This window comes from Psychrobacter sp. AT9 (assembly GCF_047272965.1).
GTDB classification, from domain to species: Bacteria; Pseudomonadota; Gammaproteobacteria; order Pseudomonadales; family Moraxellaceae; genus Psychrobacter; species Psychrobacter glaciei.
This window is the reverse complement of record NZ_JBKOTW010000001.1, coordinates 2,470,686-2,497,442: the sequence shown is the minus strand read 5'-3', so window position 1 is coordinate 2,497,442 and position 26,757 is coordinate 2,470,686. Positions and strand designations below refer to the sequence as shown.

Below are 26,757 nucleotides of genomic sequence, written 5' to 3'. Positions count from 1 at the left end.
ATGCAAAGATTCTCCTTGGCGCGGTGGTCTCTGTGGGGTATCGTGTTTACTTTTTACCCCACCCTCCCTGCCTTGAGCTGGGCAACCTGATAATCAGATAATTTATTATCGATCGTCGTTGTTTTGATTGAGTGACATGAGTAGCAAAGGGGTTGCCAGTTTGTCTGATCCCAAAACAGTTCTTGATTGCCGCGATGCGGTAGGATGTGATCGACTACATCAGCGCCTTTGGTGATGTCTTGCATCGCGCAATGTTTGCACAGCGGATTATCATTTAGAAATAGTAAACGAGCTGAGCGCCATCGAACATCGTAGCCACGTTGGGAGGCTGATAGTCTGTGGTCAATACGCTTAAGCTTGGCAGGTTCTGCTTGCTTGATTTGGGTCGATGCTTGTCGTTTTGGTTTTGGCTTATGCATCCTACAAACACCATTAGCGCCAGCATTCGCATTGCAACCTGAGTGGCTGCAAAGCGTGGTGGGCATCGATGGCATAAGGATTGTCCAAAAAGAAAGCCCGCTGCGGGGGCAACGAGCTTAACTGGTGATGTTTGTTTAAGTCTGCCATGTGATTAGGCAGGAACTTCGATTAAGAGAAATACTAAGTGAAACTGTTCCATTAATCAAGTAGCCTCTGAATAGCCAAGCACTTGTAATTGTATCTTAGCCCTTGCAGCTGCTGCGTTCAGGTTCATATCATTTAGTATAAATTCAATATGATCTGACATCTGGTTGCGTGACCATGTGGCTTTGGGGATATTGGCAAATGCTGCTCGCTCGTTACCACTCCAAGCATAGCCGGTTACTTCGTTAATCGGGTACTGGCATTCTACCAATGCGGTGCAAACTATCTTATCAATATGCTTGCGTGCTACTGCTGTCGAAAGCTTAGCTGAGTAGGCTGCTGATAGTCGCGCTTGGATAACTGTATCAAAGCCATCGTTCAGATAGTGATAGCAGTCTGACTGGATATCGCTAAGGTTTGCATAAGCTTCAGCAGCTGCTCTTAAGTATTCTTGTCTCATGATAAATATCCCCCGTTATTTATAGCCAATATAGAGTGGTGTGCATAGTTAGGTCAAATGTGCATAGTATGATTTTAAACTATGCACATCGGAAACCCTTACTACTACTGGCTTATAAGAATGATGTTCATAGTGTGCATAGTGTGCATAGTTATATCTACGCATGGGAATAAAAATATTTAGGTTTTATATTTAGTTGTATTAGATAAATAATTATTTCCCGCGCGCACATACGAAAAAACCCTGCACACTATGCACAGGGTTACTCTAAGTCTTACGGTGTATGGTCTAGCGATGTGCATAGTTTGTTTTCAGACTATGCACATGGGGTGCACACTATGCACATGGTTGGCTATTTTGGGTCAAGTTTGTGACCAATAGCGTTCTTCATGCGCTGAATTTGCAGACCGAGCCACGCTTGCTGGTTAGCAGCATCAGGCGTTGGGTAGTTCGTTGGCATGTCGATAGCAATAATTGTCGATTGAACAGGCCGCGCGCTGCCTTGCATTTGGTATCTTAGTCGCTCTTTGTGCTCACGTCTACCAATATATGTCATTAATTTGGTTTTGGTGGTACCACGTTCGCCGCCCTTACGACACCAATGCTGATAGTAGTCATATAGATCGTCGGTCAGAGAGCTGCAATAAGGGATGCCAGCCTCACCTTTCACCCAGTCATCATAGAATACCTCCCAGTTTGGTTGGCTGAGTCTGATCAGTTGGCGCTTGCTGCTGGTCATGATTGCGGGAGAGTGAGCCGTTTGGCTATTAAGATCCAGTTTCATAAGATAAGTATAGAACGCGCGTAGCATGTCATCATTTGTGTTATCTAAGGCTTTCGCGACATCTTTTAATAAGGGTTCGGGAATCTTTTTCTTTGGATAACAGACGACATGGCGGCGGTCATTCTGCTCTAATGATAGCGGCATCATGTTGTTTGATAAAAATATCGCATTGACATAGTTGTCTTGCTTCCAACCGCTCATAAACTTTTGATTGATGTAGATAGTGTTGCCAGTGATGAGCTGTTTAACCATGCCCATTTGAGAGTATCTATCAGAGCCACTGAATATCTCTTCAAACAGTGCGTAAAGTTTGTTTGATACCCAATCATTGTACTGTGACTCAAGCTGACCTTGTCCCAATATCACACCGTAGTCGCCATATATGCGCGTCATGATGCGGTCAAAGAATAACGATTTACCAGCGCCTTGTATCTCACCATGAAAGATAAGAGCTGTGTCGAGCTTTGTGCCTGGGCGCTGTAATGGGATTGCAAGCCATCTAACAACCCAGTCGTAAATAGACTGATCGCCTTCGCATAAATGCAATAGCAGCTCTATGATAGGCGTGCATAGCTTTTGCGCATCGTCAGCGGTCATATTGTCGACAGGTTTCATTGGGAGACCATCAAATGTATTGATAGCGATGTCTTTGTCGTGCTTGGGTACTTTGGTACGAGTCGGGTCAAACCAGATGTTGTCAGCCTTAACCGTGATGCGGGCCTCAGACTTAAGCCAAATATCATACTCATTAGGACGTGCAAGCTTGATGGTATCGACGGGCAAACGAATACGCTCAACGTCATCCCAAACTTCTTTGGTGCCATAAATGAGAAAGTAACGGTCAAACATCGACTGTGCTTCGACTACCATTAGCTCATCGCGGTCTTTTGAGACTTCTGCTTTGCTAATCTTGCTATGCTTTGCAAGCCACCATAAGTCTGCTAGTTTTTTGTTGCCAGCTTCGCTTACAAATTGAGTCTTTGTATACTCAATCTTTTGCTCGAGATCATATACTTTATTGGTGCCTTTGCCGATATCCATTATTTGAGCATAACGCTTAAGCATATTAGCCAAGCGCATGTCTCGCTCAACATCAGCAGGTATATTGCCATTGTGCTGTACGGTTGGCGATGTAGCTGCGCTGTGATCGTCATTAGCAGCTTGGGTCACGATTGACTGATTTGCTAGCGCATGCTTGATTTGGCGTGCTACTTCATTGAGTCCCGCAGCTGCTGCGAGGTCATTAAAATCTGTATGTTGTTTGCCTTGCATTACGCCGCATCCTTATCTATGTCTAGTGTGTCGAAGCTTGGTGTGACTACTTCACCAGCGACATTGATAGCGGCTTGCTGAGCCTTATGAATGCCTGCGTTATATTCAACGAGTAATTTTGGCTCCTTGCCATCAGCAATGTCTTTATCCCGCATCTTGATAGCAGTTGCACTGTCGTCATCCGCGCAGATAATAATGCGATGATCAGGGTATTGAGCTCGTATTGACTGAGCGACTGGAATAAGATTGTTTGCGTTAAAGGCGACAATCACAGGCAAGCTATAGCTCATTGCGTCAAATATGGTAGCGCCAGTGGCGTAACCTTCACATATCAATATCACGCCACCACTAAACATGACTGAACTGCCAATCGTAAAATATGCGCCGCTGACCAATCCGCCTTTCAAAAACAGCTTTTCGCTATCCGCTGCAATCGTCTGCACGTTGACCAATGTGGTTTGTTTGGTATCAGTATTATAGTAATGCATCGGTATAATCAGATTGTCGTTTGCATCTTGGCTCAAGCCGATAGCTGATACACCTTTGCGTAGTAAATAAGGATGGTCGTCAGCAGCAGGCTTAGCATTATCCCACATGCTTTGGGCGCGACTGGCGGCATCGATACGAGCCTGACGCTTTTCAGCTTTCTCAACCGCTTCACGCTCAACTTGCTGTGATTGCCACTGAGCGCGTTGCTCATCAGTCACTTCACTCGTTGCGTCCAGTCCGATAGCACCTGCGATAAGCTTGTTGGTCTCATAGACATCAAGCCCAGTAAATTCCTTAACCAGTGTGAACCCATTACCTGCGCCGCACTGCGAGCATATCCAAGTACCTTCACCGCGCTTGTCATCGCAGCGAAATCTATTAGAGCCACCACACATAGGGCACGCTTGATGCTGATGTGCTGGTTTGCTAAAAGAAATGCCAGCGGCAGGAAAGATAGTAGAGACATAATTGCCGACAGCTGCTGCTCGTATGGCGTCAAAATCTAAAGGAGTGCGTTTATCTGTCATTATTAGCATCCTTTTGTTCAATTTGGTCATCTACAAAACGCTGTATTATCGAGATAACTACGTTATCTGCGTTTTGGCAAATGGTTTCATTATCATTCATGAAAGCCCAACAACCGCCATATTCAACAACTTCGATAATCATGCCTTGATAAGCTTGGTCAGAAATCTTAAACGTTGCCATCATGTCTCTCCATATTTCGTTTAGCGTGTTCCATAATCATTTGGACTTGCCTCATCAATGCAGCAGAAACTTTTTCCATTGCTTTGAACTCATCGGGTTCAATAATTTGATCAGCATATGCTTGTAGCATTGTCGCCAATGCGTCTGCTGACTTACGAGCTAACTCACCAATATCAGTCATTATTTCGCTTTCATCATCCGCATCAGGCAGCAAAAACCATCCAGCGTTACCGTGAGCACAACAGACAGCATCCATGATTAAAGATGACTGAGTTGCACTTAAGACTTGCTCAATAAGTAATGGCGACAATGTGTGACAAGTGCGCTTTGGATTGACTTGTAGCACTGCTGTGTTGTAAGTCAGACCAAATGTCTCACATATACCGCCGAGCGTGCCGCGTGGTTTCATTGCAGCTTGATAGACTGCTGCTTCCAAATCTAGTACGCACTTTTCGGCACGTTCTGCTGCTGTGTATTTTTGCTTCGACATATTGCCCCCGTTATTGTCGTTCTTTTATTTTGGCGTTAGCGTTAAGCTATCGATTGTTGATTACTTGGATCGTTGGCTGGTTCGGGGGTGGGGAATATATCTGGACGTAACTCATGGCATGGCACACCCGTAGCTTGCGATATTTTTGCCACCCACTTAGCAGACGCCTTTTTATCCCTAGTCACCATGACACTGATACCGGAAGCTTTGGATAGTCCTATTTTTTTAGCTAAATCTGTCTGAGAGCCGACCGCTTCGATTGCCCGATTGAGCGCGTTTAGCATTGGATTGGATTTTTCTAATTGGCACATTTAGATACCTACTGATTAATATTTGAATTTATTATTACAAATGTAATCGAATAGGTCAAGCTGTTTTGTAATTAGACTTATATTACCGTTGTAATTATCATTACAAAAACAATGAGCGAGGTTATTTATGGATACGGAATTAAATACCTTGGCGAAACGCGTTAAATCAATGCGTGATAAGCGAGGGCTAAGTCAAGCTCAACTTGGGGATGCTATTGGTGCAGATCAGTCTGTAATAGCCAATCTGGAGCGACGCGATGGTAAGTCTAGCAAGTATACGCCTCAGCTTGCCACAGCGCTCGGTGTCGATGTCGCATGGTTACTTACTGGCGTTAGCAGTGCCACTGATGCTAACGACAAGCTCACAGGTTTAATACAGGTGGGTACGTTTGAGCCTTGGGATGATGAAACGCCACTGAATGGTGATGAAGTAGCTTTGCCGTTTTATAGGGAGGTAGAATTGTCAGCAGGAAGCGGAAGGAAAGCTATTGTGGAAGATACTAATCGTAAGTTGCGGTTTAGCAAACGTACCTTACATAAGGCTGGGGTTGATATAAAAGACGCTATCACTATGAAAGTAGCTGGTGACAGTATGGAGCGGTTAATAACAGATGGCGCGACCATTGGCGTTGACACCAGCAAGGCTAACGAACCAATAAAAGACAATCGCATTTATGCTTTGGAGTCTGGTGGCGACTTGCGGTGTAAATATATCCAACGAGCAGCTGGCGGTAAGGTTAAGTTGATCAGCGAAAACGATATGTATGACGATGAAATCTATAGTATGGATGAGTTTTCACAACTGTATCGCATCATTGGATGGGTTTTCTGGTGGTCTACTATAGCTAAATGGTAATTAATCACTTATTAAATTAAGAAATAATTACAATACTGCTTGACCTTACGACTTACATTTGTAATTATATACCCGTAATCAACAAAACGGGTATATCGTCATGTCACATCCAAACACTCAAGACATCCTGCAATCGCCACGCGCTCAAAAAGAATTTGAGCGTCTAAGCTCTGCTTTAAACGAGCGTAACCAGCAGCTTCATAACACCGAGCAACAACTCACTCAATCAAAACAACATCTAAAAACCAAAGTACGTGGCTATCGTCAAGTGCTTAGTATCGTCGTGCTCGCATTATTTGTCCTTATCGCTATTTTAGTGATGGGAGGTGCAGCGTGAGCCAGTCAAAACAAACAAAGCTGCTGACCATCAAAATACAGCCATCTGATGAGATGAAAGCGTTAATTGCTGATCATAAAGATGACATGTCGCATACGCGTGCAGCTATCGAACTATACAATCGCCAAGCTGAGCGCAATCATCCGCGAAGCATCACTGGTGGTCTGCTTGCTGCGATGCAAAATACAGCTGCTAATGATGCGCCACAGCCTGAGCTTAAGCAGCTGGGACAGTGGGTATTTGAAGGGCAGCCCGATCATATAAAATCAGCAGCTGTTGATATGTATGGTCGCGGTTTTTATTATAGATATGAAAAATCACAGCTAATTATGGGTACGTGCAAAAGATATTTTATTGACAATTGTTGCGATTTCAGTCAAATAGATGGCGTTTTTGATAGTACCAACTGGCAAAACAGTGCTATTGACCGTGAAACCGTCAACGATGTCGATTATCTAAGCAATGACTTAGATGAAAGCGTGCAAGCTATTGATGACGCAATAGATCAAAGCGACTGGCTATCTGAGTCAGTTCCGCAAATCACCCAAGCTGATATGCAGCTTATCTTTATCAAAAACCTATCTGAATGCCTTATACAGCGCATGCAGAGCATGGACCGCTTTAGTGAAGATGATTATGCGATTGGCGGTGATAAGTTGATGCCGTGGGATATTGTCGCTAATCCTAAAGGGGATTTTGCTGTCATTACTGGCCACAATCAAGACAAAAGATATTTTGGTGGTTTGTACTTTGTGCCATACGCGCGAGGCAATCATGCTAAAACCGTGGCGGGAGAGCGAGCAAACGAATATTTAAAGACATTGGAATTTTGTACCATCACCGAATCTCAGCTGCCAGCATTTCGGGCTGCGTTGGAGGCTTGCTATGCGTAATATCGCCAATATCAAGCCCAGCGCAATCCTCGTATCACTTATCCAAAACGCCAAGCTCAGCAACGCTGTCAGCCGTATCGCCTTGCGCGATGCGAATAAACAGTGGTGCTCGCATATTGCCAAGCCGACACGATTACGCGATCAGCACACTATGCTCGATGTCGCTGAGCAATTGCGCCTAATCATCGTGCAAGTATCTCAGCGTCGTTGCCGCATCAATCCACCGCAATGGGCAGCATTGGTACATTTAGAAGCTGACTTACGCAAGGCATATGCTCATAACATCAACCTTGAGCCGCTGCTTGACATCGTAGCTGCCAATAGTCAACACAGCGAGGTCGCGTAATGCCTGTAATCAATCAAAAACCAAAGCAAACATTGCTTATTAGCGTATGCGGTGCGCCGCATATCGGTGTGACAACCGCCTGTGAGCGTGTACAGCGTTGCTTAAATGCGCAAGGCATCATTACAGACGTCATCACCCTTGAGCGCGGCATTGATGTGATCAATTTTGATGATGATTATCTACTGGGACGCTATATGCATTTAGATGTCATCTTGTTTGATAAGCATCGTAATGCTGCGTCAGCCGTTAAACGTCGATTGACCTATCCGCTGTGGGATACGGAAGGGGTCGTGCCCGACTTGAGCGTGCTGCTTAGCTCATCAATAGATGGCTATAACAGGGCGATACGCAATCGCTCTGATAAGCACAAAAAAGCAGCGCATCACGAAGCGTATCTGTCAATAGAAAAAGGACACTACGGCACTAAGAATCATCATGTCATTGCTGTTTACGGCAAGCATGGTCAGCTATATGCAGCCGGTACGATTAAGAGTTTGATAATGCAGGAGCTGCGGAAATGAGTAAAACATTATCTCTTAGCCGTCGCGCGCATTTATTCGTTAAAGACAATGAATTATTTATCAAGCTGCAACGTCAGAACCAACGAGATCCAAAGCGCGATGATTATTACATCATAAAAAAGTTTGGGTTAGAACGCTTAAAAGAGATCCGCGATTGGATCGATAAACAGATTGAAGAGAGTGAGAGCAGTAATGTCAAAGCAGATTAAACGAGTCACGTTTTCGCCAAACAACTATGGCTTGAAATGGCTTGATGTAAATATGCGAAGCTGGGAAATAGTCAGCGCATGTGGGGAAGGGCGTCACTTGGTGGGCCGAGCATGTCGCTTGGTAGACCGTGGCAATAAAATCGAATACCGCACTGGGTCAACGTACACGACCATCAATGCGACTGTTGAGAAGATGGGGTGATTTATGGCTGATGATGCTGATCGCGCAAACGACTATGTTGATTTAACACTTGCTCACTGCCTAAGTCGAGCGCCAAAATTTGATAAACCGTCACTGACAGAATGTATGGAATGTGGCGAAGATATCTCCGCTAAACGCCAATCAATGGGTGGGGTAACGCTCTGTGTAGATTGCCAAAGTGTGTTTGAGAAAAGGGGACGGTGATGGTTGATGATAGTTTTTTACCTAGGAGCGGATTCACAAGAGCGAGTGATTTGGTTAAATTCTTACCAATTGCCAAAAGCACCTTGTGGAAATGGTCTAAAGATGGGCGGTTTCCTAAACCTACTCTCATATCTAAAACCATAACAGCATGGGATAACGCATTAGTTTGGGAGTGGTTTGAAAGCCATGGGATAGATCCGATTGAAATAAAACCCAGAGAGCATTTTTCCGAATCTAAGAATGTTATTGAGTTTGAAGGTATAGAGGATATAGGCACTTTCGTTCAGAAGTCTGACTTTATGCTTGCCGACACCAAACAAATAATTGATAGCAGCTTTAGCTTCAAAAAAATTATTGGTATTTATTTTTTAATAAGAAAGTTAGAAATTGTTTATATAGGTCAAAGCATCGATGTTGCAAGCCGTATCTCCACCCATGAAAGAGATAAGCGTTTTGATGCTGTGTCGGTAATCCGTTGCGAAGCAGATGAGCTGGATGCATATGAAAGCTTGTATATTTGGAAGTATCAGCCTTGCCTTAACGGTAAGTTTAGTCAGTCTAAAACACCTTATGCTGCGCATACACCCTTGTCTTTAAAGGATTGTATAGAAGCAATTAAAGTAATAAAAGGAGAATAATTAAAATGGATGTCATTGAAATTATCAAATCAAATGTTCCTTTAGACTGGGTAACGCTTCCCCAATTTGGTAAACTTATCGGTCTACCACACGAACGCTTATATATGGCAAAAGATAAATGGCCAGAAGGCAAGGTGTGGAAAAGGGTTAATAATAAGATTTACTTTAGTCTAAACGGGTGGAATGAATGGCTGGACCAACAGGGTATCCAAAAGGCGTTAGAGTACGAAACGGAAGCGTCGAAATTAATATCTCGGTCAAGGGAGAAGGGCGCAAGTACTTCGTCCTCCCGTACACGGCGACGCCAAAAAATATTGCCCAAGCGGGAAAGCTACGAGCTAGTTTGATGGCTCGTAGAAAGTGGGAAAATCTGACGGTAACAGATGTTGAATTGGCTTGTAATATTATCGATGAGACGGCAGCTGATGATAGACCGCTTTTTGCAGACTATGCACAGCTTTATCTTGATAGCTTAGATAGCGGCAATACAGGCACTAGACGTAAATATAAAGGCATCCTCAAAAATAAGTGGATGCCTTTTTTTGCATCTATGGCAATTGCAGATATAACCCCAGCAATGGTACGCGCTGCACTCGCACAGAATGACTTTAGCAGCGCTAAAACTGCTAATGACGCACTCACGCCACTGCGCGGAGTGTTTGATTTAGCATTTATTGATGAAATTATTGAAGAGTTGCCCACTAAACGTATACGTAATAAGAAGACTCAAAAGGATGAGCCCGATCCTTTTTTACCTGATGAGCGTTTGGCCATACTTGACTATATGCAAAGCCATTGGGCAGGTGATAAAGAGATTTGGTATTTATATTTTGTCTGGCAATTCTGGACAGGTTGCCGCCCTGGTGAATCATTGGCCATAGACTGGGCCGACATAGATATAACCAATCGACTAGCAAAAATAAGCAAGACGTTGAGCAGTGGTAAAGTTCAGCTGTCAACTAAGACCAATGAGATCCGTAATATCTATCTGAATGATAAAATCTTGGCTGTACTCGATAGACTCAAGGCACTCACTGGTCACCAGTCACGCCTATTTATCAGCTTACACACCGATGAGCCGTGGACGCGACCAGATAAATTGTCTGAAAAGTTTCAGGAAGTACTGCCAGTAATTGGTATAAGAGTGCGACCGGCTTATAATTGCCGTCATACTTATGCGACGACGATGTTGAATAGTATGATCGATGTTTCTGCTGGTGCTTATCAGATGGGCCACGATATTATTACGTTCACCAAAATTTATGCCAAGTGGATTAATACTGAGCGTATGCAAGCTGAGATGATGAAGCTTGATTATGGTGATTAAATACCGAGGATTACTCGGTAGTTGAATTGCAGAAAGTGCGCCAAAACTGCGACAAAGACGATTATCTTATTTACTTATCAAATTTTAGACAATAAAAAAACCTGCCCGAAGGCAGGTTTAGTATAGGTTTGAGAACTTTTATCACTATCCGAAAATGGTGGGGCTGGAGAGACTCGAACTCTCACACCTTGCGGCGCCAGAACCTAAATCTGGTGCGTCTACCAATTCCGCCACAGCCCCATTTTCGTTACTCTATCATTATTAGCGTTTAAACTCAAACACAACATAGATAGTTAACTGATTCGGTAGTGCGTCTCAGTGGTTGGCTATTATATAGAGTTTGAATGGTTTGACAAGCCCTTTTTGCAATTATTTTTAATTATTTAACGATTATTTCTGATTTCTATGATAAATAATTGATTTTACTGGAATTATTAATTTAATGATTTTGCGCTTTTATTACTCTTTGGTCTGCGTTTCTGCTGCTGACATATCTAACTGCTGTAATTTACGGGTGAGCGTATTACGTCCCCAGCCGAGTAAGTTGGCAGCCGCTATCTTTTTGCCACCGCTATGATTGAGTGCCGCTGTAAGTAACACTCGTTCGAACTCAGGCGTTGCCGTTTGCAAGATGTCAGTTTCGCCTGTTTGTAGCGCTTGTTTGGCCCACTCTGCCAATGCCTGCTGCCAACTTGGATTTTTAGCGATATTTTGAGTTTGATTATTTTGACTATTTAGATTACTGCTATTTAGATTGTTGCTGTTTAAATTATTGCTATCTATATTGGGGCTATGTGAGCTATCACCGTTGTGCTGTTGGTTGTACTGATCAAATTCAGACGAGGACGACGTTTGTTGTGGCTGCAACTCTGTGTTTGCTGGCATCGCTTCAAGCAGCTCTGGCGGCAAGTCATCAACCATGACTGTATCTCCGGTTGCCATGACCGTTAGCCATAGGCAGACGTTCTCAAGTTGACGCACATTACCGCGCCAGTCAAAGGCTTGCATAATCTGTAGCGCCGCAGGCTGTAGCTGTTTTAAGGCGGTGTTCATTTGCTTAGCAGCTCGTTGCATAAAATAACTGGTTAAAGCAGGAATATCTTCGCGGCGCGTCCGTAGTGGTGGCAGCGGTAGACGAATGACATTGAGACGATAAAATAAATCCTCACGGAACCGACCTAGTTTGACCAGTTCTTCCAAGTTTTGATGGGTGGCAGCAATGATGCGCACGTCCACTTTGACCGGTTGCTGTCCGCCCACACGGAAGAACTCACCGTTTGCCAATACCCGTAGCAGCCGCGTTTGGGTGCTAAACGGCATGTCACCGATTTCATCCAAAAATAACGTACCACCATCAGCTTGCTCAAAACGACCTTGCCGTGTCGTCGTTGCACCAGTGAACGCACCTTTTTCGTGACCGAATAACTCCGACTCAATCAAATCGTGCGGAATCGCGGCCATATTGAGGGCAATGAATGATTGCTGGTGACGCGGTGAATGCTGATGCAGGGCACTGGCGACCAGCTCTTTCCCTGTGCCTGATTCACCGGTAATCAAAACGGTAATAGGTGAGTGCGCCAATCGTCCAATCGCACGAAACACTGTTTGCATCGCTTGTGACTGACCAATGATGCCGCTGGGATTGTCATTGGCTTGTGTATCAGTTTTGATCTCAGCTTTGTTTTTAGTCGTCTTATGGGCTTTGGTGGCTGTCTTAGTGTTATGAATGGCTTTATTTTTACTAGTGGATTTCGTATCTGTCTCAGGTGATTTATTTGCAGTTGTTTTGGCATCCGACTCATTTGGTTGATCTGCTTTCACCATGTCTGGTTGAAAATTAATCGCTTTATAAATCGTAGCGACTGCATCATCTAAGTCAAACGGCTTCGGCAGATATTCAAATGCTCCTGTCTGATAGCTATTGATGGCAGAGGTCAAGTCTGAATGCGCTGTCATGATGACAATCGGCAACGCAGGGAAGTGCTTATGCACCCAGTCGCTAAAAGACAAGCCGTCCATCATAGGCATCCGAATATCGGTCAATATCACATCCGGTAGCTGCGTGGCTGACTCGCGCTGCTGCAAGATATCATTGAGGCGTGTCCATGCTGCTTGTGCTTGGGTAAAGCTGATGACCGTCAACCCAGCATCTTCAAAAGTATCCGCCAACACCAAGCGCAGCGCTGCATCGTCATCGATGAGCCATAAGGTCGCAGGGTTGTCAGCAGGCGCATTATTGACCGTTACTTTCATAGCTTGGTTATTAAGTGTTTGATTGTTAAGTGCTTGGTTATTAAGTGTTTGGCTGTCAGATGTTTGATTGCCAGATGTTTTATCATTCGAGCCTTGATTGTCGCTGTTAGATTTAAGGTTGTCGTTATATGCAGTCATGTATCAGGCCTAATGAGCAAGTGATTCAGGGTTGTTGTTTGATAGGTTCAGCCATGATTTTTACGCATCGATTGCGGGCTGTTTAAAGGGTAAGTACAGAGTAAAACGAGTCTGACTGTTATTGTAATTATAACTGGGATTAGAATTTGGGTTAGCGCTTTGTGCTTGATTCGAGCTGACGTCAATCATACCATGATGACAGCTGATAATATCTTGCACAATCGATAAGCCAAGACCAGTACCAGCGGCACGACTGGTCACCATCGGGAAAAATATCTGCCCAATCAGCGCTGCATCTATCCCTGAGCCGTTATCCGTAATGCTAACTTGCAAAGCTTGTTTGTGCTGTTGGCTGCCAATCGTATGTTGGAAGGCAACGCGCGTTTGAATATGCAGTTTTGGTTGATAGGTTTTCTCAACCTCAAGATTGCTATGCAAAATATCTGAAGGTAATTGATCAGCATTGGCTGGCGCGTTTTGTTGAAGTGTCTGCTCAAACTCAGTCATTGATTCACAGGCATTGTTAATTAGGTTTAAAAACACTTGAATCAGTTGATCTTTATCAGCGCATAACTCGGGTAACGACAAATCATAATCACGTTGCAGTATAACTTGGGGGTACTGATTGAGCACTAAGGTTAAAACATGCTCAAGTGGCTCATGAATGTTAAGCATTTGCCAGTTTGGTAGCTGATTGGAGCCAAGAAACTGTCCGATAAGATGGGTTAAGCGATCGGTCTCTGAGATGATGATATCAGTATAGCTGCGAAGCTTCTGCGCTGTTTTTTGCAACTGTTTATCGCTATTCGGAGCTGAACTTGCGCCAGAATTTATATCGCTAATAGCAGGAGACAAAGCGTTATGCAAAGCAGTCGCCTCGCTGAATTTGATAAATTGTCGCTGTAATAATTGTGCCGCGCCGCGAATACCAGCCAATGGGTTTTTGATTTCATGGGCAACCGAACGCAGCATATGACGGGCAACATTATATTGCTGCTGTTGGCGTTGCTCCTCTGAGATACGGCTTTGACGGTCTTTACCCCACATCTCAATGATAAAGTAAGGTTGCTGCTCATAGATGACAGGCGTCACGCTATAGTCGACTGAGAGCGGTAAGTTGCCATTGAGTGGGGTTTTGATGATGTGATCATGATCGATAAAGGGTTGTTGATATTGCTTTGCTTGATGAAATCGCTCGGTCAAGGCGCAGGTTTGATTATCCAATTGGTCAGGGTTCAAAACCAGCGCAGCGCGCTCATCGAGCTTTAATTCATCGGTTGCGAGCAGGGTCAATATTGACTGATTGAGTAATCGTTCACTGCTGATGGCTAGTAGTTGTTCAGCTTGGGCATTTAGCCACGTAATGACTAGCTCGTCATTGACCCACAAGATAGCGGTGAATAAATGCTGTGATATAAAGGCTAAGTCAGGAGTCGGTTTGGCGGTTGTAAAATCAGCTGTCATTGTCAGTGCCTAATAAAGAATAATACTGAACGTAATATTTAACCATAAATCAATACACTAGCGCGGCAAAACTGGTGATTATCACAAAAAAAACGTACAATGCGCTCAGCCAATTTATCTCTAGCAAGGTCAGCCATGCCCAAAAATTCTATCGAGTCTATTAATACGACAATCGCAACATCCTCGTCAGCGTCTATTGCCCCAAAAGACACTGCCACCCTCTTTAATCCTGCCAAGCCGACAGCAACGCCTGCGCAAAGCTCGACGGATAGCAGTGAACCTTACCATCATAAAGCCAATCACAATCAAAACCGTAGCGTTGAGCAAAGCAGTGAGGTTACGACAGCCAATGCGACTGCCACGATGCCTGTTAGTGCCGCGCCAAAGATTGGTTTTGTATCACTAGGCTGCCCAAAGGCACTAGTGGATAGTGAGCGTATTATTACAGAATTGAGCCGCGATGGGTATCAAGTTGCCAGTGATTACGAAGGTGCCGATCTCGTCGTGGTCAATACCTGCGGTTTTATCGAATCTGCGGTGCAAGAATCATTGGACGCCATCGGTGAAGCCATTAGCAAAAATGGTAAAGTGATCGTCACTGGTTGCTTGGGTAAAGAGGCGGACAAAATCCGTGCCATGCACCCAGCCGTGCTAGCCGTGACTGGTGCGCATGCGTATGACGAAGTGATTACGGCAGTGGCGCAGCATGTACCCAAGCCGAACCGCAGTTTGGACGCAAACTATGACCCAAAGATAAATTTAATCAATGAAGCGGGTATTAAATTAACCCCAAGCCATTATGCTTATCTAAAAATATCGGAAGGCTGTAATCATCGTTGTACCTTCTGCATTATTCCAAGCTTGCGTGGAGATTTGGTCTCACGTCCGATTGATAATGTCATGAATGAAGCCATGGCGCTAAAAAATGCTGGCGTGAAAGAGCTGCTAATTATTTCACAAGATACCTCTGCTTATGGGCTGGACTTGAAGTATAGAACCAGTTTTTGGAATGGCATGCCGCTCAAGTCGAAGTTTTATGACTTATGCCAAGCATTGAACGATTTGGGTATTTGGGTGCGTCTGCATTATGTCTACCCATATCCGCATGTAGACAAAGTCGTTGAGTTGATGGGCGAGAAGAAACTACTGCCTTATCTTGATATTCCATTTCAGCATGCCAGCCATCGCATCCTAAAGGCAATGAAGCGTCCAGCGCACAGCGAAAACACCTTGGCGCGTATCAAAGCGTGGCGTGAGATTTGTCCAGACATCGTCATTCGTTCGACCTTTGTGGTTGGTTTCCCCGGTGAAACAGAAGAAGATTTCCAATGCTTGCTTGATTGGTTAGTCGAGGCTCGCCTTGATCGCGTGGGTGCCTTTACTTATTCAGAAGTCGAAGGCGCAGTGGCTAATGATTTGCCAGACCACGTTCCTGAAGAGATTAAGCAAGAGCGATATGAGCGTTTCATGGCGCTACAGCAAGACATCTCTGCACAGAAGCTGCAAGAAAAAATCGGTAAAACCTTGACGGTATTGGTCGATGAGATTGATAGTGAAGAAGGGATTGCGATTTGCCGCAGCTATGCTGACGCCCCTGAGATTGACGGTCATGTCTATGTTGATGATATCAATGCGCAAGTCAAAGTCGGGCAATTCCTCACGGTCACGATTGATGATGCTAGCGAATACGATTTGTTTGCCAGTTACCAAGGTTAGATGAGTGCTATTTAAATGACCGCTATAAAGGTTAAATGACTACGATAATATGTGAGTGAAAATTGCCCAATGATAAGCAGTTTTTGCTACAATTAGAGCAATTTAGCCTTTTTACACGCCTGCCATCAAGTATGGCGGTATAAGCGAGTTTAAAGGCTAACTGTATTTGTGTTTTACCGATGATTTTAATTATAATTAACGAAACTATAGTTTAACGAAATAAGGTGACCTCATGTCTGACAAAAACCCGCGTTACTCTCGTATCTTGCTGAAACTCTCTGGTGAAGCCTTAGCCGGTAGCAAAGACATGGGTATTGATACTGAAGTGCTCGATAAGATGAGCTTGTCTATCGCGCACTTGCGAGGGCTTGGGGTACAAGTCGGTATCGTGGTCGGCGGTGGTAACTTATATCGCGGTGCCCAGTTACAAAAAGAAGGCTTGGTTGGTCGCGTCACCGGTGATCAGATGGGGATGCTAGCAACGGTCATGAACGGTCTGGCGATGCGTGATGCCCTTGAGCGTCGCAATATCAAAACGCGTTTGATGTCAGCTTTGCCTATTGGCGAAGTGACCGAAAGCTATAGCAGTCGCAACGCCATTCGCTACCTAAAAAATGGCGAAGTATGTATCTTTGTCGCAGGTACGGGCAATCCTTTCTTTACTACTGATACGGCTGCTTGTCTACGTGGTATTGAAATCGAAGCGGGCTTGATTCTAAAAGCCACCAAAGTAGACGGGGTTTATGACAAAGACCCAAGCTTACATGACGACGCAGTGAAATATGACGGTTTGACTTTTGATGAAGTATTAGAACAAAAGCTTGGCGTTATGGATTTGACCGCGATTGCTTTATGCCGCGAGCACAACGTGCCGCTACAAGTGTTCGATATGACCAAACCTAATGCTTTATTGAATGTCATTATGGGCGAAAATGAAGGTACACGAGTTTTTCATTAATTCATAATGATACAGCGGTCATTAGCACTATCATAGCCATGGCAATAAGTAGCTCACTGGTTTAAAAGTTAATACCTTAATAATTAACAACAATGAATGATTTGTCGATAGCGATAAATAAGGATACATGATGATCAAAGAGATTAAGCAAGACGGCGAAGCACGCATGCAAAAGACATTGGAAGCGCTTGAGAGCACTTTTAGTAAAGTTCGTACGGGTCGTGCGCATCCAGGTATGTTGTCAGGTGTGATGGTCAGCTATTACGGTTCTGATACAGCACTTAATCAGGTAGCCAGTGTGAATGTTGAAGACTCACGTACGTTACTTGTTCAACCGTTTGACCGTACTATGGTACAAGCGATTGATAAAGCCATTCGTGAAGCAGATCTGGGTCTGAACCCAATGACCGCTGATGTGATTCGTGTACCGATGCCAGCATTGACCGAAGAAACGCGTCGCGATATGCAAAAGCTTGCGCGTGGAGAAGCAGAGAATAGCCGAGTCTCTATCCGTAATATCCGCCGCGATATGATGAATGACATCAAAGAACTGGCCAAAGAAAAAGAAATCTCAGAAGATGACGAGCGCCGCGCCAGTGATGATATTCAAAAAATCACTGACAAATATATCGAAACTATCGATAAAAGTCTGACCAAAAAAGAAAGCGATTTGATGGACGTTTAAGCACTGTCCTTGATTTATTTTTTATTAATAAAAAATAAACCAAGCGCTTAAAAATTAAGTTTTTTAATGCAGACAATATCATAATAATAGACAGCTAATGGTCAATCACTATTGGCTGTCTATTTCTATATGGATTGTGATGACATAAGCACAGAGTTTTATAACGTTTCTTTAATAGTTCGCAAATAGGCATTAACAGTTTACAAAAATGGTTTTCCAATCCTCATTAGCTCTAGACTGGTTTATGATAAGTTTATGAATATCTGGCATTATGCTTTTTTAATGCGATAGAGCGCGTTATGATTGTTTTACCTCAATACATTATTTTACCTCAACAATAAGTCGTATCGCCCATGTCTACTCCCACCGTTTTGGCTCCTGCACTCATTCCTCGTCATATCGCCATTATCATGGATGGTAATAATCGCTATGGTACAGCCAATGCGCTCGGCAAAGGCCAAGGCCATGTGGCGGGTAAAGATGCGCTAGATCCTATCGTGGAGTATTGTGTCGATGCGGGTATCGAAGTATTAACAGTATTTGCTTTTTCCAGTGAAAACTGGCAACGTCCCCCTAGTGAGGTGGCGCTATTGATGCAGCTGCTAACATCGACCATTCATGAGCAGATGCCGCGTATGAATGAGTACTGTATTCGCTTGCGTTTCATCGGTGATCGTAGCCAGCTTAGTCATGATTTACAGACATTGATGGCAGATGCAGAAGCAGAAACGGCTCATTTTGAAGCCATGACATTGGTGATTGCCATTAGTTATGGGGGGCAGTGGGACATCGCCAATGCCGCAAAGCAGCTGGCACAGCAAGTAGAAGCCGGTGAGTTGCGCGCTGCAGAAATTGATAAAGAAATGCTTGGTAACTATGTGCAATTAGCCGATGCGCCTGCAGTTGATATGTTGGTGCGGACAGGCGGCGAGTACCGAATTTCTAACTTTTTATTGTGGCAATCGGCGTATGCTGAGCTGTTCTTTACTCAGACATTATGGCCGAACTTTACTGCCGATGAGTTGGCAGCGATGGTAGCAGAGTTCGCACAGCGTCAACGACGTTTTGGCAAAACCAGTGAGCAGATAGTGACAGAGCAGCAGCGCTAAAGCCATTGATTTAGTCAGGATCGAGTGGTTCATGATGACGTGATTCATTATTAAATCTGTAGCATATTCGCTGGCATTTATTGACGAAATACAGTCACTGTTTTAAAACGTACGTGTTCGAAAAATCTATCAAGCCATTAATATTACTTGCTTGTGCAGTCACAAACCGCTTTAATTGGTCTCAATCGCCATTAGTAGGCTATTGTAGATTAGCTATTATATAAGACACTTTTATATAAGGCACTTTTTGACCAGACATTTTTCATTATTATAAGGTTCGACAAGTATGTGGCAACGAATTAAAACGGCAATTGTTCTCGTTATTATCGTTGGTATTGCAATGTTTGCGAGCCAAACCCCTATCTTGTTTGCCCCATTATTGGCCATTGGCGTAATTATCGCAGCGCATGAATGGACAAAGCTGATGCCAAAGTGGCGCCAGCCTGCGGTGTTTGTGGTATTGGTATTGGTACTGACTTTAGTTTCGCTGATGTTCAAAGTGACTTGGTTGTTTTGGTGGGTGGCTTCACTCGCTATATGGTTGATGGCGCTATCTTGGGTCAGGGTATTCCCGACGCACACCAATTGGTACGGAAAGAAACTAGCGTTGATGGGTGCAGTTATATTGACCGCATCGATTACGGCGATGTTTTATTTGTGGCAGCTGTCAGCATGGTGGCTACTCTACGTATTCTTACTGGTTTGGTGTGCGGACAGTGGTGCTTATTTTGTAGGTCGCAAGCTCGGTCGCCGCAAAATGGCACCAAATGTATCACCTAACAAGAGCATGGAAGGGTTGGCTGGCGGTCTTGTAACTGGTCTGCTAGTTGTGGTTGCTATTAGTGTCTTCAAACTACAATTAACTGGTGTACCGTTAATCGCATTTGTGTCGCTATCAGCCATCACTATTCTTGCCTCTGTACTCGGTGATTTGTTTGAATCAATGCTCAAGCGCCGTGCTGATGTAAAAGACTCAGGAACGATTTTACCGGGGCATGGCGGGATACTTGACCGTATTGATTCGCTATTGTCTGCCACGCCAATATTTGCGCTTGGCTTTTGGGCGATACAGCAGCTGGGCCTCATCGTCGTTTAAGAGACTGATGACTGATGCAGGCTCATTGATTTGCTGAGTCTGATTTGGCGGCTGGTTTTTGCCAACATCTTGGTTTTATCTATTATAATAAAGCATCGATATAACTAGCATCGATGCTTTGCTGTTATTCATACCTTATTAATTCTCCTGATTTTTTATTTAAATTTTAACAGTAACAATATTGTGGGCACCGATGGTTATGACGCAACGCATCGCCGTACTAGGCGCAACAGGCTCGATTGGCGATAGCACGCTAGCAATTTTGGCGGCGCAACCGCTCAATTACCAAGTCTATGCGCTATCAGGCTATCACCGCTTAGACAAATTGTTTGCGCTCTGCCAGCAGTTTTTGCCCAAACGCGTCAGTGTACCGACAGCCGCAGTCGACGACTTTGCTGAGCGCCTCAGCTCGGCAGGTCTTGATATCGATGTGGTAGGCGGGGCAGCAGGGCTCGTCGATATTGCTACCGATTCGCAAACCGATACCGTTGTCGCTGCTATTGTTGGCGCCGCTGGTCTGCCTTCTACTTTGGCTGCAGCACGGGCAGGCAAGCGTATTTTATTGGCCAATAAAGAAGCGTTGGTAATGGCTGGGCAGGTAATGATAAATGCCGTTAAAGCGAACAATGCCACCTTGCTGCCGCTCGATTCTGAACATAATGCAATTTTTCAGTGTCTGCCGCTCGCTATTCAACAAGACAACACCCAAATTCATCAGCCAAACCATGGTGTCCGTAAGCTATGGTTAACCGCATCTGGCGGGCCATTTTTGCAGCAGTCATTTGCTCAGATGCAGCAAGCGAGTGTCGCTGAAGCCGTGAAACACCCAAACTGGTCGATGGGGCAAAAGATATCGGTCGATTCTGCAACGATGATGAATAAGGGGCTTGAGTTGATTGAGGCTTGTCATTTATTTGATTTGCCTGAAGATAAGATAAATGTGGTCATTCATCCACAAAGTATCATCCACTCAATGGTAGAATATAGCGATGGCAGCTTTTTAGCGCAGCTCGGCAGCCCAGATATGAAAACTCCGATTGCTCATGCGCTCAGTTACCCTGATCGTATCGAAAGCGGCTCGCAGCCTTTAGACTTGTTTGCGCTAAGTGCTCTAGAATTTATTCAGCCTGATTTGCAGAAGTTTGCGTGTTTGCGTCTTGCCCGTCAAGCCATGCAAGCAGGCACACAGGCAACGATTGTGCTTAACGCTGCTAATGAAATTGCCGTTGCTGCATTTTTGAACGGTCAGATTCGTTTGACGGATATTGCTGATATTAATGAGCAAGCCTTAAATGACATACAGGTACCACCATTAAACGACACGGCTGACATAGAAGATATATTAACAATTGATAAGATAGCGCGCCATCTTACTGACAAGCTTGTGGCAAAGTTGGCATAATCATAGCAAGAGTTTCTTAGTTTAAAAGTGATATTAATAGAACATGCTAAGAGAAAATACTGAGAAAAGATCATGACGTTTTTATTAACGCTCCTTGCGGCAATATTTGTCTTAGGTCCGCTTATTGCCTTACACGAATGGGGGCACTACATTGTAGCGCGACTCTGCGGCGTTAAAGTATTGACCTATTCTATCGGTTTTGGTCCTAAACTCTTTGGCTGGACGAGCAAAAAGAGCGGCATTGATTATCGTATCTCAGCGCTGCCGCTGGGTGGTTATGTCAAGATGCTGGATGAGCGTGAAGGCGAGGTAGCCAAAGATGAGCTACATTTGGCCTTTAATCGTCAGCATCCGCTAAAAAAGATTGCCATCGTTGCCGCTGGCCCTATCATGAACTTTGTTATCGCGATTGCGTTGTTTTGGGTGTTATTTATGACGCCATCAGAGCAGTTGGCGACGAAGATTGGGCAAGTATTACCTGATACACCAGCGGCTATAGCACAGCTGCCCGTTGGTGATAAAATCGTTGCGATTGATGGTCATGAGGTGCAAACGTGGGAAGGTATTAATTATCGCCTTGCTGGACGGATGGGCGAGACTGACAACGTCAGTATTACCTTGCAATCAGAGTCACAGGCTTCCAATGCAACGAAGACTTATCAAGCACCCGTTAAAACATTTATGCAAGGCACATCGCAAGGTAAAGACGCGCTAACGAGCTTTGGCATGCTACCATGGCAGCCAGATATTGAACCTATCGTTGGTGATTTGAGTGCTGATGGTGCTGCCAGTCGGCAGGGGCTAAAAGTCGGCGATCGCATCACAGCTATTAATGATACAGAAATCAAAGATTGGATTAGTGCTACCCGTATCATCCGCGATAATCCTGAAACGCTGCTTAATTTTATGGTTTTACGTGACGGAAAATCTGTTCAATTACAGATTATGCCGCAAGGTAAAAAAGACAATCTAGGTAATGACTTTGGACAAATTGGTGCTATGGTAGCGCAGTCTGAGATTGTCATTCCCGATGCTTATAAAGCCACCGTCGTGTATGGTCCTGGTGAGTCATTGGTTAAGTCATTTGAAAAGACAGAACAGTTGGCGGTGATGACGGTCAGCTCAATGGGCAAAATGCTCTCAGGTATGATTGGTCTGGACAATTTATCAGGGCCTATTACGATTGCTAAAGTCGCCAAACAAAGCTTTGATATCAGTTGGCAGATGGTATTGTCCACCGCTGCTTTGATTAGCCTGAGCCTCGCCGTACTTAATCTTTTACCGATTCCAGTGTTAGATGGTGGTCATATTGTGTATTATCTCATAGAGCTGATACGCGGTAAGCCTCTCTCGGAAGGGATACAAATGGCAGGGCTAAATATCGGCTTACTCTTGCTGGCAGGTTTCATGGTGTTAGCAATTGGTAATGATATCAGTCGGCTGTTTTGATAGACTACAGAGCAGCCTAAAGGGTAAGCCGCGATACACTAATGGTTTTGCGCGTATCGTGCACTGATTATTGGTAGGCGTGCTGCGCTCTTTTGTATCGCTGTCTCTGTACTAATCGTAATTTTTAGTTTATTTTATGATGCGTTTTATATAAAGTGTCCTGAGTCTCCCGCGAGTGAGCGAATGATTTCACTCGGATTGGGCTAGACAACATGTGCTTTTTAACTTCAGCAAGTTTTTTATTGACGGATAGTGTTTATGCGTACGCCTTTATTTATGAGCGCGGCAGGGTTGCCGTTAGTTGTAGCGATGATGAGTATGCCTGTACAGGCGGCAGAATTTGTGGTCACTGACATCGGTTTCAATGGTTTACAACGCCTAACTCCTGATAGTCTCTATCCGGTTTTACCTATTTCGGTAGGCGACACGGCGAATGATAGTAGTCTGGCAGCCAGTATTAAGGCGCTATATGCGACTGATAACTTTGCCGACATCCAAAGCCGTGTCGAAGGCGGTCAGCTACGATTTGATGTCGTTGAGCGTCCAATTATTGCTGAGGTCAGTTTCGAAGGTAATAAGCTCATTCCAAAAGAAGGTCTAGAGCAAGGACTTGGCAACGCTGGTCTGTCAGTCGGTAGTGTACTTAAGCAATCGACATTGCAGGGCGTCGCCAATGAACTACAGCAGCAATATATTAGCCAAGGTTATTACAATAGTAATATCGAAGTTGATCAAACGCTACTGGATGGCAACCGTGTCAAGCTTGATGTGCGCTTCATCGAAGGTAAGCCTGCTAAAGTGGTTGATATCAATGTTATTGGTAACACACATTTTAGTGACGAAGAGATTAAAGACGTTTTCGCTGTCAAAGAGTCGTCATGGACACGTTTGCTGTCTAAGTCTGATCGCTACGCAAAAGAAAAGCTGGCTGCCAGTTTAGAGAATTTGAAAGCGCTGTATCAGAATGATGGTTATGTGCGTTTTAACGTGGATAATGCGGTACTCAATATCAGTGAAGACAAACGCAGCGTTTTTATTGAAGTCAGCTTGAGTGAAGGCGAGCAATATCAGTTTGGGGAAGTGAATTTCTTAGGTAAGCCGACATTTGAGACCAATGAGCTTAAAGAATTGGTTACTTTTGAGCAAAATGAAAAGTATTCACAAGCCAAGCTTGATGCCACGACTGCTTCTCTAAAGAGCCGTTACGGGAATGAAGGTTATTATTTAGCACAAATTCGACCAGTGCCGCGTATTAACGATGATACTAAAATGGTCGATGTCGATTATTATATCGATCCAGCACGTCCTATCTATGTGCGCCGTATTAACTTTACGGGTAATACCAAAACTCAGGATGTGGTACTGCGTCGTGAAATGCGTCAATTGGAAGGGGCGCTCGCCTCTAGCGAAAAAATTCAGTTGTCACGTACACGTCTGATGCGTACAGGTTTCTTTAAAGCAGTCAACGTCGATGTGAAGCCAGTACCGAATCAGCCAGACCAAATGGATGTGAATTTTACGGTTGAAGAGCAGCCTTCTGGTAGCTCAACGATTGCTGCCGGTTACTCGCAAAGTGGCGGTGTTACTTTTCAGTTAGATTTAACGCAAAATAACTTTATGGGTACGGGTAACCGCGTTAAAGCGGCGCTATCACGTTCAGAAACTCGTGATTCTTATAGCTTGGGTTATACCGATCCGTACTTCACCGAAAACGGTGTTTCTCAGGGTCTGAGTGCCTATTATCGCGAAACCAAATATGATGACAGAAACGTCAGTAACTATGTCACCGATTCTTATGGTGCTACGCTGAACTATAGCTATCCTGTCGATGAAACCAAGCGTGTTAGTGCTGGTCTAAACGTTGATAATACCTCAGTACGTGGTGGTCGCTTCCTTGGTGTATCAAACGTACAACAAATTATCGATGATGGCGGATCGTTTGAAAACTTTACTGGAGACTTCGAAGGTCGTACTGGTTTCAAAAACGACTATCAGACCTATAACTTGCTGTTTGGTTGGGATTACAGCACTTTGGATCGCCCAGTATTTCCGACCAAAGGTATGAGTCATACGGTTGACGCGACCATTGGTCTTGGTGATGCCAATTATCAAAAACTCGTTTATCAAGGCAATGTGTACTATCCACTTTATAAGGATTTAGTCGCACGTGGTTATACCAAGCTCGGTTACGGCAATGACTTACCTTTCTACGAAAACTTTTATGCTGGGGGTTACGGCTCGGTGCGTGGCTATGAAGCGTCAACGCTAGGTCCTAAATCACAAGGCTATTTTGACGCGATTAATAGTGACAGCCGCTTTAAAGACGAAGAGGTCGGTGGTAATGCCTTGGTCAGCTTTGGTAGTGAGCTGATCTTACCAATGCCATTTAAAGGTGATTGGGCAGATCAAGTGCGCCCAGTGCTATTTGCTGAAGGTGGTCAAGTATTTGATACCACGAGTAAAGAAGATCGTACGTTTATTGACCCTAATACGGGTGAGCCGACTAAGAATTCAGATGGCAGCGAAATAAAGCTATTAACGCAAGATAATGACATGCGCTATAGTGCGGGTGCGGGTGTGACTTGGTATACGCCAATCGGTCCAATTTCATTGAGTTATGCCGTACCGTTCGGTGATAAAGAAGGTGATGAGACTGAGAAAGTACAGTTCCAGATTGGTAGCACGTTCTAAGTTGCCAGCACTTATTAGCTTAGTTTAATGGTTTATATTAAGTCAATATTATAAATCAATCAAAAATCTGATCTTCATAGGTCATCGAGTTGATGTTTCAACTTGATGACCCTTTTATTCATTCTAATGTTAATGCCAACTATGATAACGATTGAGCAACTTATCACGCGGATTGAGCAGCGTCAGCCTATCATTAATAAGGCTGATCTTAGCGCTGAACAGTTACAGCTGACACTCAACAGTGTTGGTAGTTTAACCACTGCTAATGATGCACAATTAAGCTTTTTGGCAAATTCTCATTACGTCTCTAGCTTGACCAACACTCAGGCAGCGGCAGTGTTTGTCACTGCTGAATACCGTGACCAAGTACCAGCAATGTCGATAGCGCTGGTAGTGGCAGCGCCTTACTTAGCTTATGCGAGTGCCAGTCAACTATTTGCTCGTCAAACGCCAGAGGTTGGTATCCATCCTAGTGCGGTCATTGCGGATAGTGCGATCATTGGTGAACAGGTCAGTATTGGTCCATTTTGTGTAATTGGTGACAATACGAGCATTGGTGCGCGCAGTCGTCTTGATGCCCATGTGGTCGTCGAACCCCACAGTACTATCGGTACTGATTGCCTTATCAAGTCGCAAGTCGTCATCGGCCATGACTGTATTATTGGCAATCATGTTAGGCTGCATGCTGGCGTCAGCGTAGGGTCTGAAGGCTTTGGTTTTGCCCCAACCAGAGACCCGAGTATTACGGGCTGGGAGCGCATCGCTCAGCTTGGTCGTGTGATCATCGGCGACCATGTACGTATTGGTAGCCAGACCTGTATTGATCGCGGTGCTATTGATGACACGGTAATTGGCAATCATGTTATTATTGACAATCTTGTACAGGTTGCCCATAACGTGCATATTGGTGATGGGACGGCTATTGCTGCCCACACGGCAATTGCGGGCAGCACGAGTATTGGCAAACGCTGTGTTATCGGTGGGGCAGTTGGTATCACTGGTCATATTGATATCACCGACGATGTGACGTTGTCGGGAATGACCATGGTGACCAAGTCAATTAAGGTCGCAGGGTCATATTCCTCTGGAACAGCGGCCATGCCTACCGCTAAATGGCGCCGTGCCGCTGTACGCTTTCGTCAGCTCGGCAGTGAATAATGCCTATACAAGTTCATCATCCATAAA

General features: G+C 44.5%; 27 protein-coding genes and 1 tRNA gene. 18 read left to right on the top strand and 10 right to left on the bottom strand.

Annotated elements, in window-relative coordinates; translation table 11 throughout:
* Positions 1–53: 53 nt before the first annotated feature.
* The 7 genes from ACMFL8_RS10450 to ACMFL8_RS10420 all read right to left on the bottom strand — a co-directional run bounded on the left by ACMFL8_RS10450 (position 54) and on the right by ACMFL8_RS10420 (position 5,078).
* A complete protein-coding gene (locus ACMFL8_RS10450) occupies positions 54–494 on the bottom strand; it encodes an HNH endonuclease (RefSeq protein WP_413190924.1) in 441 nt (146 codons plus the stop codon).
* A gap of 128 nt (positions 495–622) precedes the next feature.
* Positions 623–1,024 carry a hypothetical protein gene (locus ACMFL8_RS10445; protein WP_413190923.1) on the bottom strand — a complete coding sequence of 134 codons (402 nt, stop codon included), beginning with the start codon at positions 1,022–1,024 and terminating at the stop codon, positions 623–625.
* Between the two features lie 352 nt (positions 1,025–1,376).
* Complete coding sequence (locus tag ACMFL8_RS10440; protein ID WP_413190922.1) at positions 1,377–3,080, bottom strand: DUF5906 domain-containing protein; 1,704 nt, start codon at positions 3,078–3,080, stop codon at positions 1,377–1,379.
* Positions 3,080–4,096 carry a primase-helicase zinc-binding domain-containing protein gene (locus ACMFL8_RS10435; protein ID WP_413190921.1) on the bottom strand — a complete coding sequence of 339 codons (1,017 nt, stop codon included), beginning with the start codon at positions 4,094–4,096 and terminating at the stop codon, positions 3,080–3,082. Before ACMFL8_RS10435 ends, ACMFL8_RS10440 begins: the two co-directional genes overlap by 1 nt.
* The gene (locus ACMFL8_RS10430) at positions 4,086–4,280 is read right to left on the bottom strand and encodes a hypothetical protein (RefSeq protein ID WP_413190920.1); all 195 of its coding nucleotides are present in this window, start codon (positions 4,278–4,280) and stop codon (positions 4,086–4,088) included. Before ACMFL8_RS10430 ends, ACMFL8_RS10435 begins: the two co-directional genes overlap by 11 nt.
* Positions 4,264–4,767: a phage regulatory CII family protein gene (locus ACMFL8_RS10425; RefSeq protein WP_413190919.1), complete on the bottom strand. Its 504-nt coding sequence runs from the start codon at positions 4,765–4,767 to the stop codon at positions 4,264–4,266. Before ACMFL8_RS10425 ends, ACMFL8_RS10430 begins: the two co-directional genes overlap by 17 nt.
* Positions 4,768–4,808: 41 nt before the next feature.
* Positions 4,809–5,078 carry a transcriptional regulator gene (locus ACMFL8_RS10420; protein WP_413190918.1) on the bottom strand — a complete coding sequence of 90 codons (270 nt, stop codon included), beginning with the start codon at positions 5,076–5,078 and terminating at the stop codon, positions 4,809–4,811.
* 127 nt (positions 5,079–5,205) lie between these two features.
* Between ACMFL8_RS10420 and ACMFL8_RS10415 the strand changes: the two genes are divergently transcribed.
* The 9 genes from ACMFL8_RS10415 (at position 5,206) to ACMFL8_RS10375 (ending at position 10,611) form a co-directional block, all read left to right on the top strand.
* Complete coding sequence (locus tag ACMFL8_RS10415; RefSeq protein ID WP_413190917.1) at positions 5,206–5,934, top strand: XRE family transcriptional regulator; 729 nt, start codon at positions 5,206–5,208, stop codon at positions 5,932–5,934.
* Positions 5,935–6,034: 100 nt separating this feature from the next.
* Complete coding sequence (locus ACMFL8_RS10410) at positions 6,035–6,271, top strand: hypothetical protein (RefSeq protein WP_413190916.1); 237 nt, start codon at positions 6,035–6,037, stop codon at positions 6,269–6,271.
* On the top strand, positions 6,268–7,164 hold the full coding sequence (locus tag ACMFL8_RS10405) for a hypothetical protein (RefSeq protein WP_413190915.1): 897 nt from the start codon (positions 6,268–6,270) through the stop codon (positions 7,162–7,164). Before ACMFL8_RS10410 ends, ACMFL8_RS10405 begins: the two co-directional genes overlap by 4 nt.
* Entirely contained in the window at positions 7,157–7,510 is a 354-nt protein-coding gene (locus tag ACMFL8_RS10400) for a hypothetical protein (RefSeq protein ID WP_413190914.1), read from the top strand. Before ACMFL8_RS10405 ends, ACMFL8_RS10400 begins: the two co-directional genes overlap by 8 nt.
* The gene (locus ACMFL8_RS10395) at positions 7,510–8,031 is read left to right on the top strand and encodes a hypothetical protein (protein ID WP_413190913.1); all 522 of its coding nucleotides are present in this window, start codon (positions 7,510–7,512) and stop codon (positions 8,029–8,031) included. The genes ACMFL8_RS10400 and ACMFL8_RS10395 overlap by 1 nt, the downstream gene beginning before the upstream one ends.
* Positions 8,028–8,240: a hypothetical protein gene (locus ACMFL8_RS10390; RefSeq protein ID WP_413190912.1), complete on the top strand. Its 213-nt coding sequence runs from the start codon at positions 8,028–8,030 to the stop codon at positions 8,238–8,240. The genes ACMFL8_RS10395 and ACMFL8_RS10390 overlap by 4 nt, the downstream gene beginning before the upstream one ends.
* Before the next feature lie 205 nt (positions 8,241–8,445).
* A complete protein-coding gene (locus tag ACMFL8_RS10385; RefSeq protein ID WP_413190911.1) occupies positions 8,446–8,646 on the top strand; it encodes a TraR/DksA C4-type zinc finger protein in 201 nt (66 codons plus the stop codon).
* Complete coding sequence (locus ACMFL8_RS10380) at positions 8,646–9,284, top strand: AlpA family phage regulatory protein (protein WP_413190910.1); 639 nt, start codon at positions 8,646–8,648, stop codon at positions 9,282–9,284. Before ACMFL8_RS10385 ends, ACMFL8_RS10380 begins: the two co-directional genes overlap by 1 nt.
* 187 nt (positions 9,285–9,471) lie before the next feature.
* Positions 9,472–10,611, top strand: a complete 1,140-nt coding sequence (locus tag ACMFL8_RS10375) for a tyrosine-type recombinase/integrase (protein ID WP_413190909.1) — start codon at positions 9,472–9,474, stop codon at positions 10,609–10,611.
* Positions 10,612–10,766: 155 nt separating this feature from the next.
* On the opposite strand, the gene ACMFL8_RS10370 is transcribed toward ACMFL8_RS10375, so the two are convergent.
* The 3 genes from ACMFL8_RS10370 to ACMFL8_RS10360 form a co-directional block, all read right to left on the bottom strand.
* Positions 10,767–10,851: transfer RNA gene (locus ACMFL8_RS10370), tRNA-Leu, on the bottom strand.
* Between the two features lie 219 nt (positions 10,852–11,070).
* On the bottom strand, positions 11,071–13,002 hold the full coding sequence (locus tag ACMFL8_RS10365; protein WP_413190908.1) for a sigma 54-interacting transcriptional regulator: 1,932 nt from the start codon (positions 13,000–13,002) through the stop codon (positions 11,071–11,073).
* A 60-nt stretch (positions 13,003–13,062) separates the two neighbouring features.
* Entirely contained in the window at positions 13,063–14,466 is a 1,404-nt protein-coding gene (locus tag ACMFL8_RS10360; RefSeq protein WP_413190907.1) for a two-component system sensor histidine kinase NtrB, read from the bottom strand.
* A 135-nt stretch (positions 14,467–14,601) separates the two neighbouring features.
* On the opposite strand from ACMFL8_RS10360, the gene rimO reads away from it, so the two are divergent.
* The 9 genes from rimO to lpxD all read left to right on the top strand — a co-directional run bounded on the left by rimO (position 14,602) and on the right by lpxD (position 26,730).
* Entirely contained in the window at positions 14,602–16,182 is a 1,581-nt protein-coding gene (gene rimO, locus ACMFL8_RS10355; protein WP_413190906.1) for a 30S ribosomal protein S12 methylthiotransferase RimO, read from the top strand.
* A 232-nt stretch (positions 16,183–16,414) separates the two neighbouring features.
* Positions 16,415–17,140, top strand: coding sequence for a UMP kinase (gene pyrH, locus ACMFL8_RS10350; RefSeq protein ID WP_010200240.1), 726 nt, complete (start codon positions 16,415–16,417; stop codon positions 17,138–17,140).
* A gap of 130 nt (positions 17,141–17,270) precedes the next feature.
* Positions 17,271–17,825 carry a ribosome recycling factor gene (gene frr / locus ACMFL8_RS10345; RefSeq protein ID WP_010200239.1) on the top strand — a complete coding sequence of 185 codons (555 nt, stop codon included), beginning with the start codon at positions 17,271–17,273 and terminating at the stop codon, positions 17,823–17,825.
* Between the two features lie 353 nt (positions 17,826–18,178).
* Entirely contained in the window at positions 18,179–18,934 is a 756-nt protein-coding gene (uppS, locus tag ACMFL8_RS10340; protein WP_413190905.1) for a polyprenyl diphosphate synthase, read from the top strand.
* Between the two features lie 286 nt (positions 18,935–19,220).
* Positions 19,221–20,030 carry a phosphatidate cytidylyltransferase gene (locus tag ACMFL8_RS10335; RefSeq protein WP_010200237.1) on the top strand — a complete coding sequence of 270 codons (810 nt, stop codon included), beginning with the start codon at positions 19,221–19,223 and terminating at the stop codon, positions 20,028–20,030.
* A gap of 193 nt (positions 20,031–20,223) precedes the next feature.
* Positions 20,224–21,432 carry a 1-deoxy-D-xylulose-5-phosphate reductoisomerase gene (gene ispC, locus ACMFL8_RS10330; protein ID WP_413190904.1) on the top strand — a complete coding sequence of 403 codons (1,209 nt, stop codon included), beginning with the start codon at positions 20,224–20,226 and terminating at the stop codon, positions 21,430–21,432.
* Between the two features lie 72 nt (positions 21,433–21,504).
* A complete protein-coding gene (gene rseP, locus ACMFL8_RS10325; protein ID WP_413190903.1) occupies positions 21,505–22,881 on the top strand; it encodes an RIP metalloprotease RseP in 1,377 nt (458 codons plus the stop codon).
* A gap of 258 nt (positions 22,882–23,139) precedes the next feature.
* Positions 23,140–25,572: an outer membrane protein assembly factor BamA gene (bamA, locus tag ACMFL8_RS10320; RefSeq protein WP_413190902.1), complete on the top strand. Its 2,433-nt coding sequence runs from the start codon at positions 23,140–23,142 to the stop codon at positions 25,570–25,572.
* Between the two features lie 141 nt (positions 25,573–25,713).
* A complete protein-coding gene (gene lpxD / locus ACMFL8_RS10315) occupies positions 25,714–26,730 on the top strand; it encodes a UDP-3-O-(3-hydroxymyristoyl)glucosamine N-acyltransferase (protein WP_413190901.1) in 1,017 nt (338 codons plus the stop codon).
* Positions 26,731–26,757: the final 27 nt, after the last annotated feature.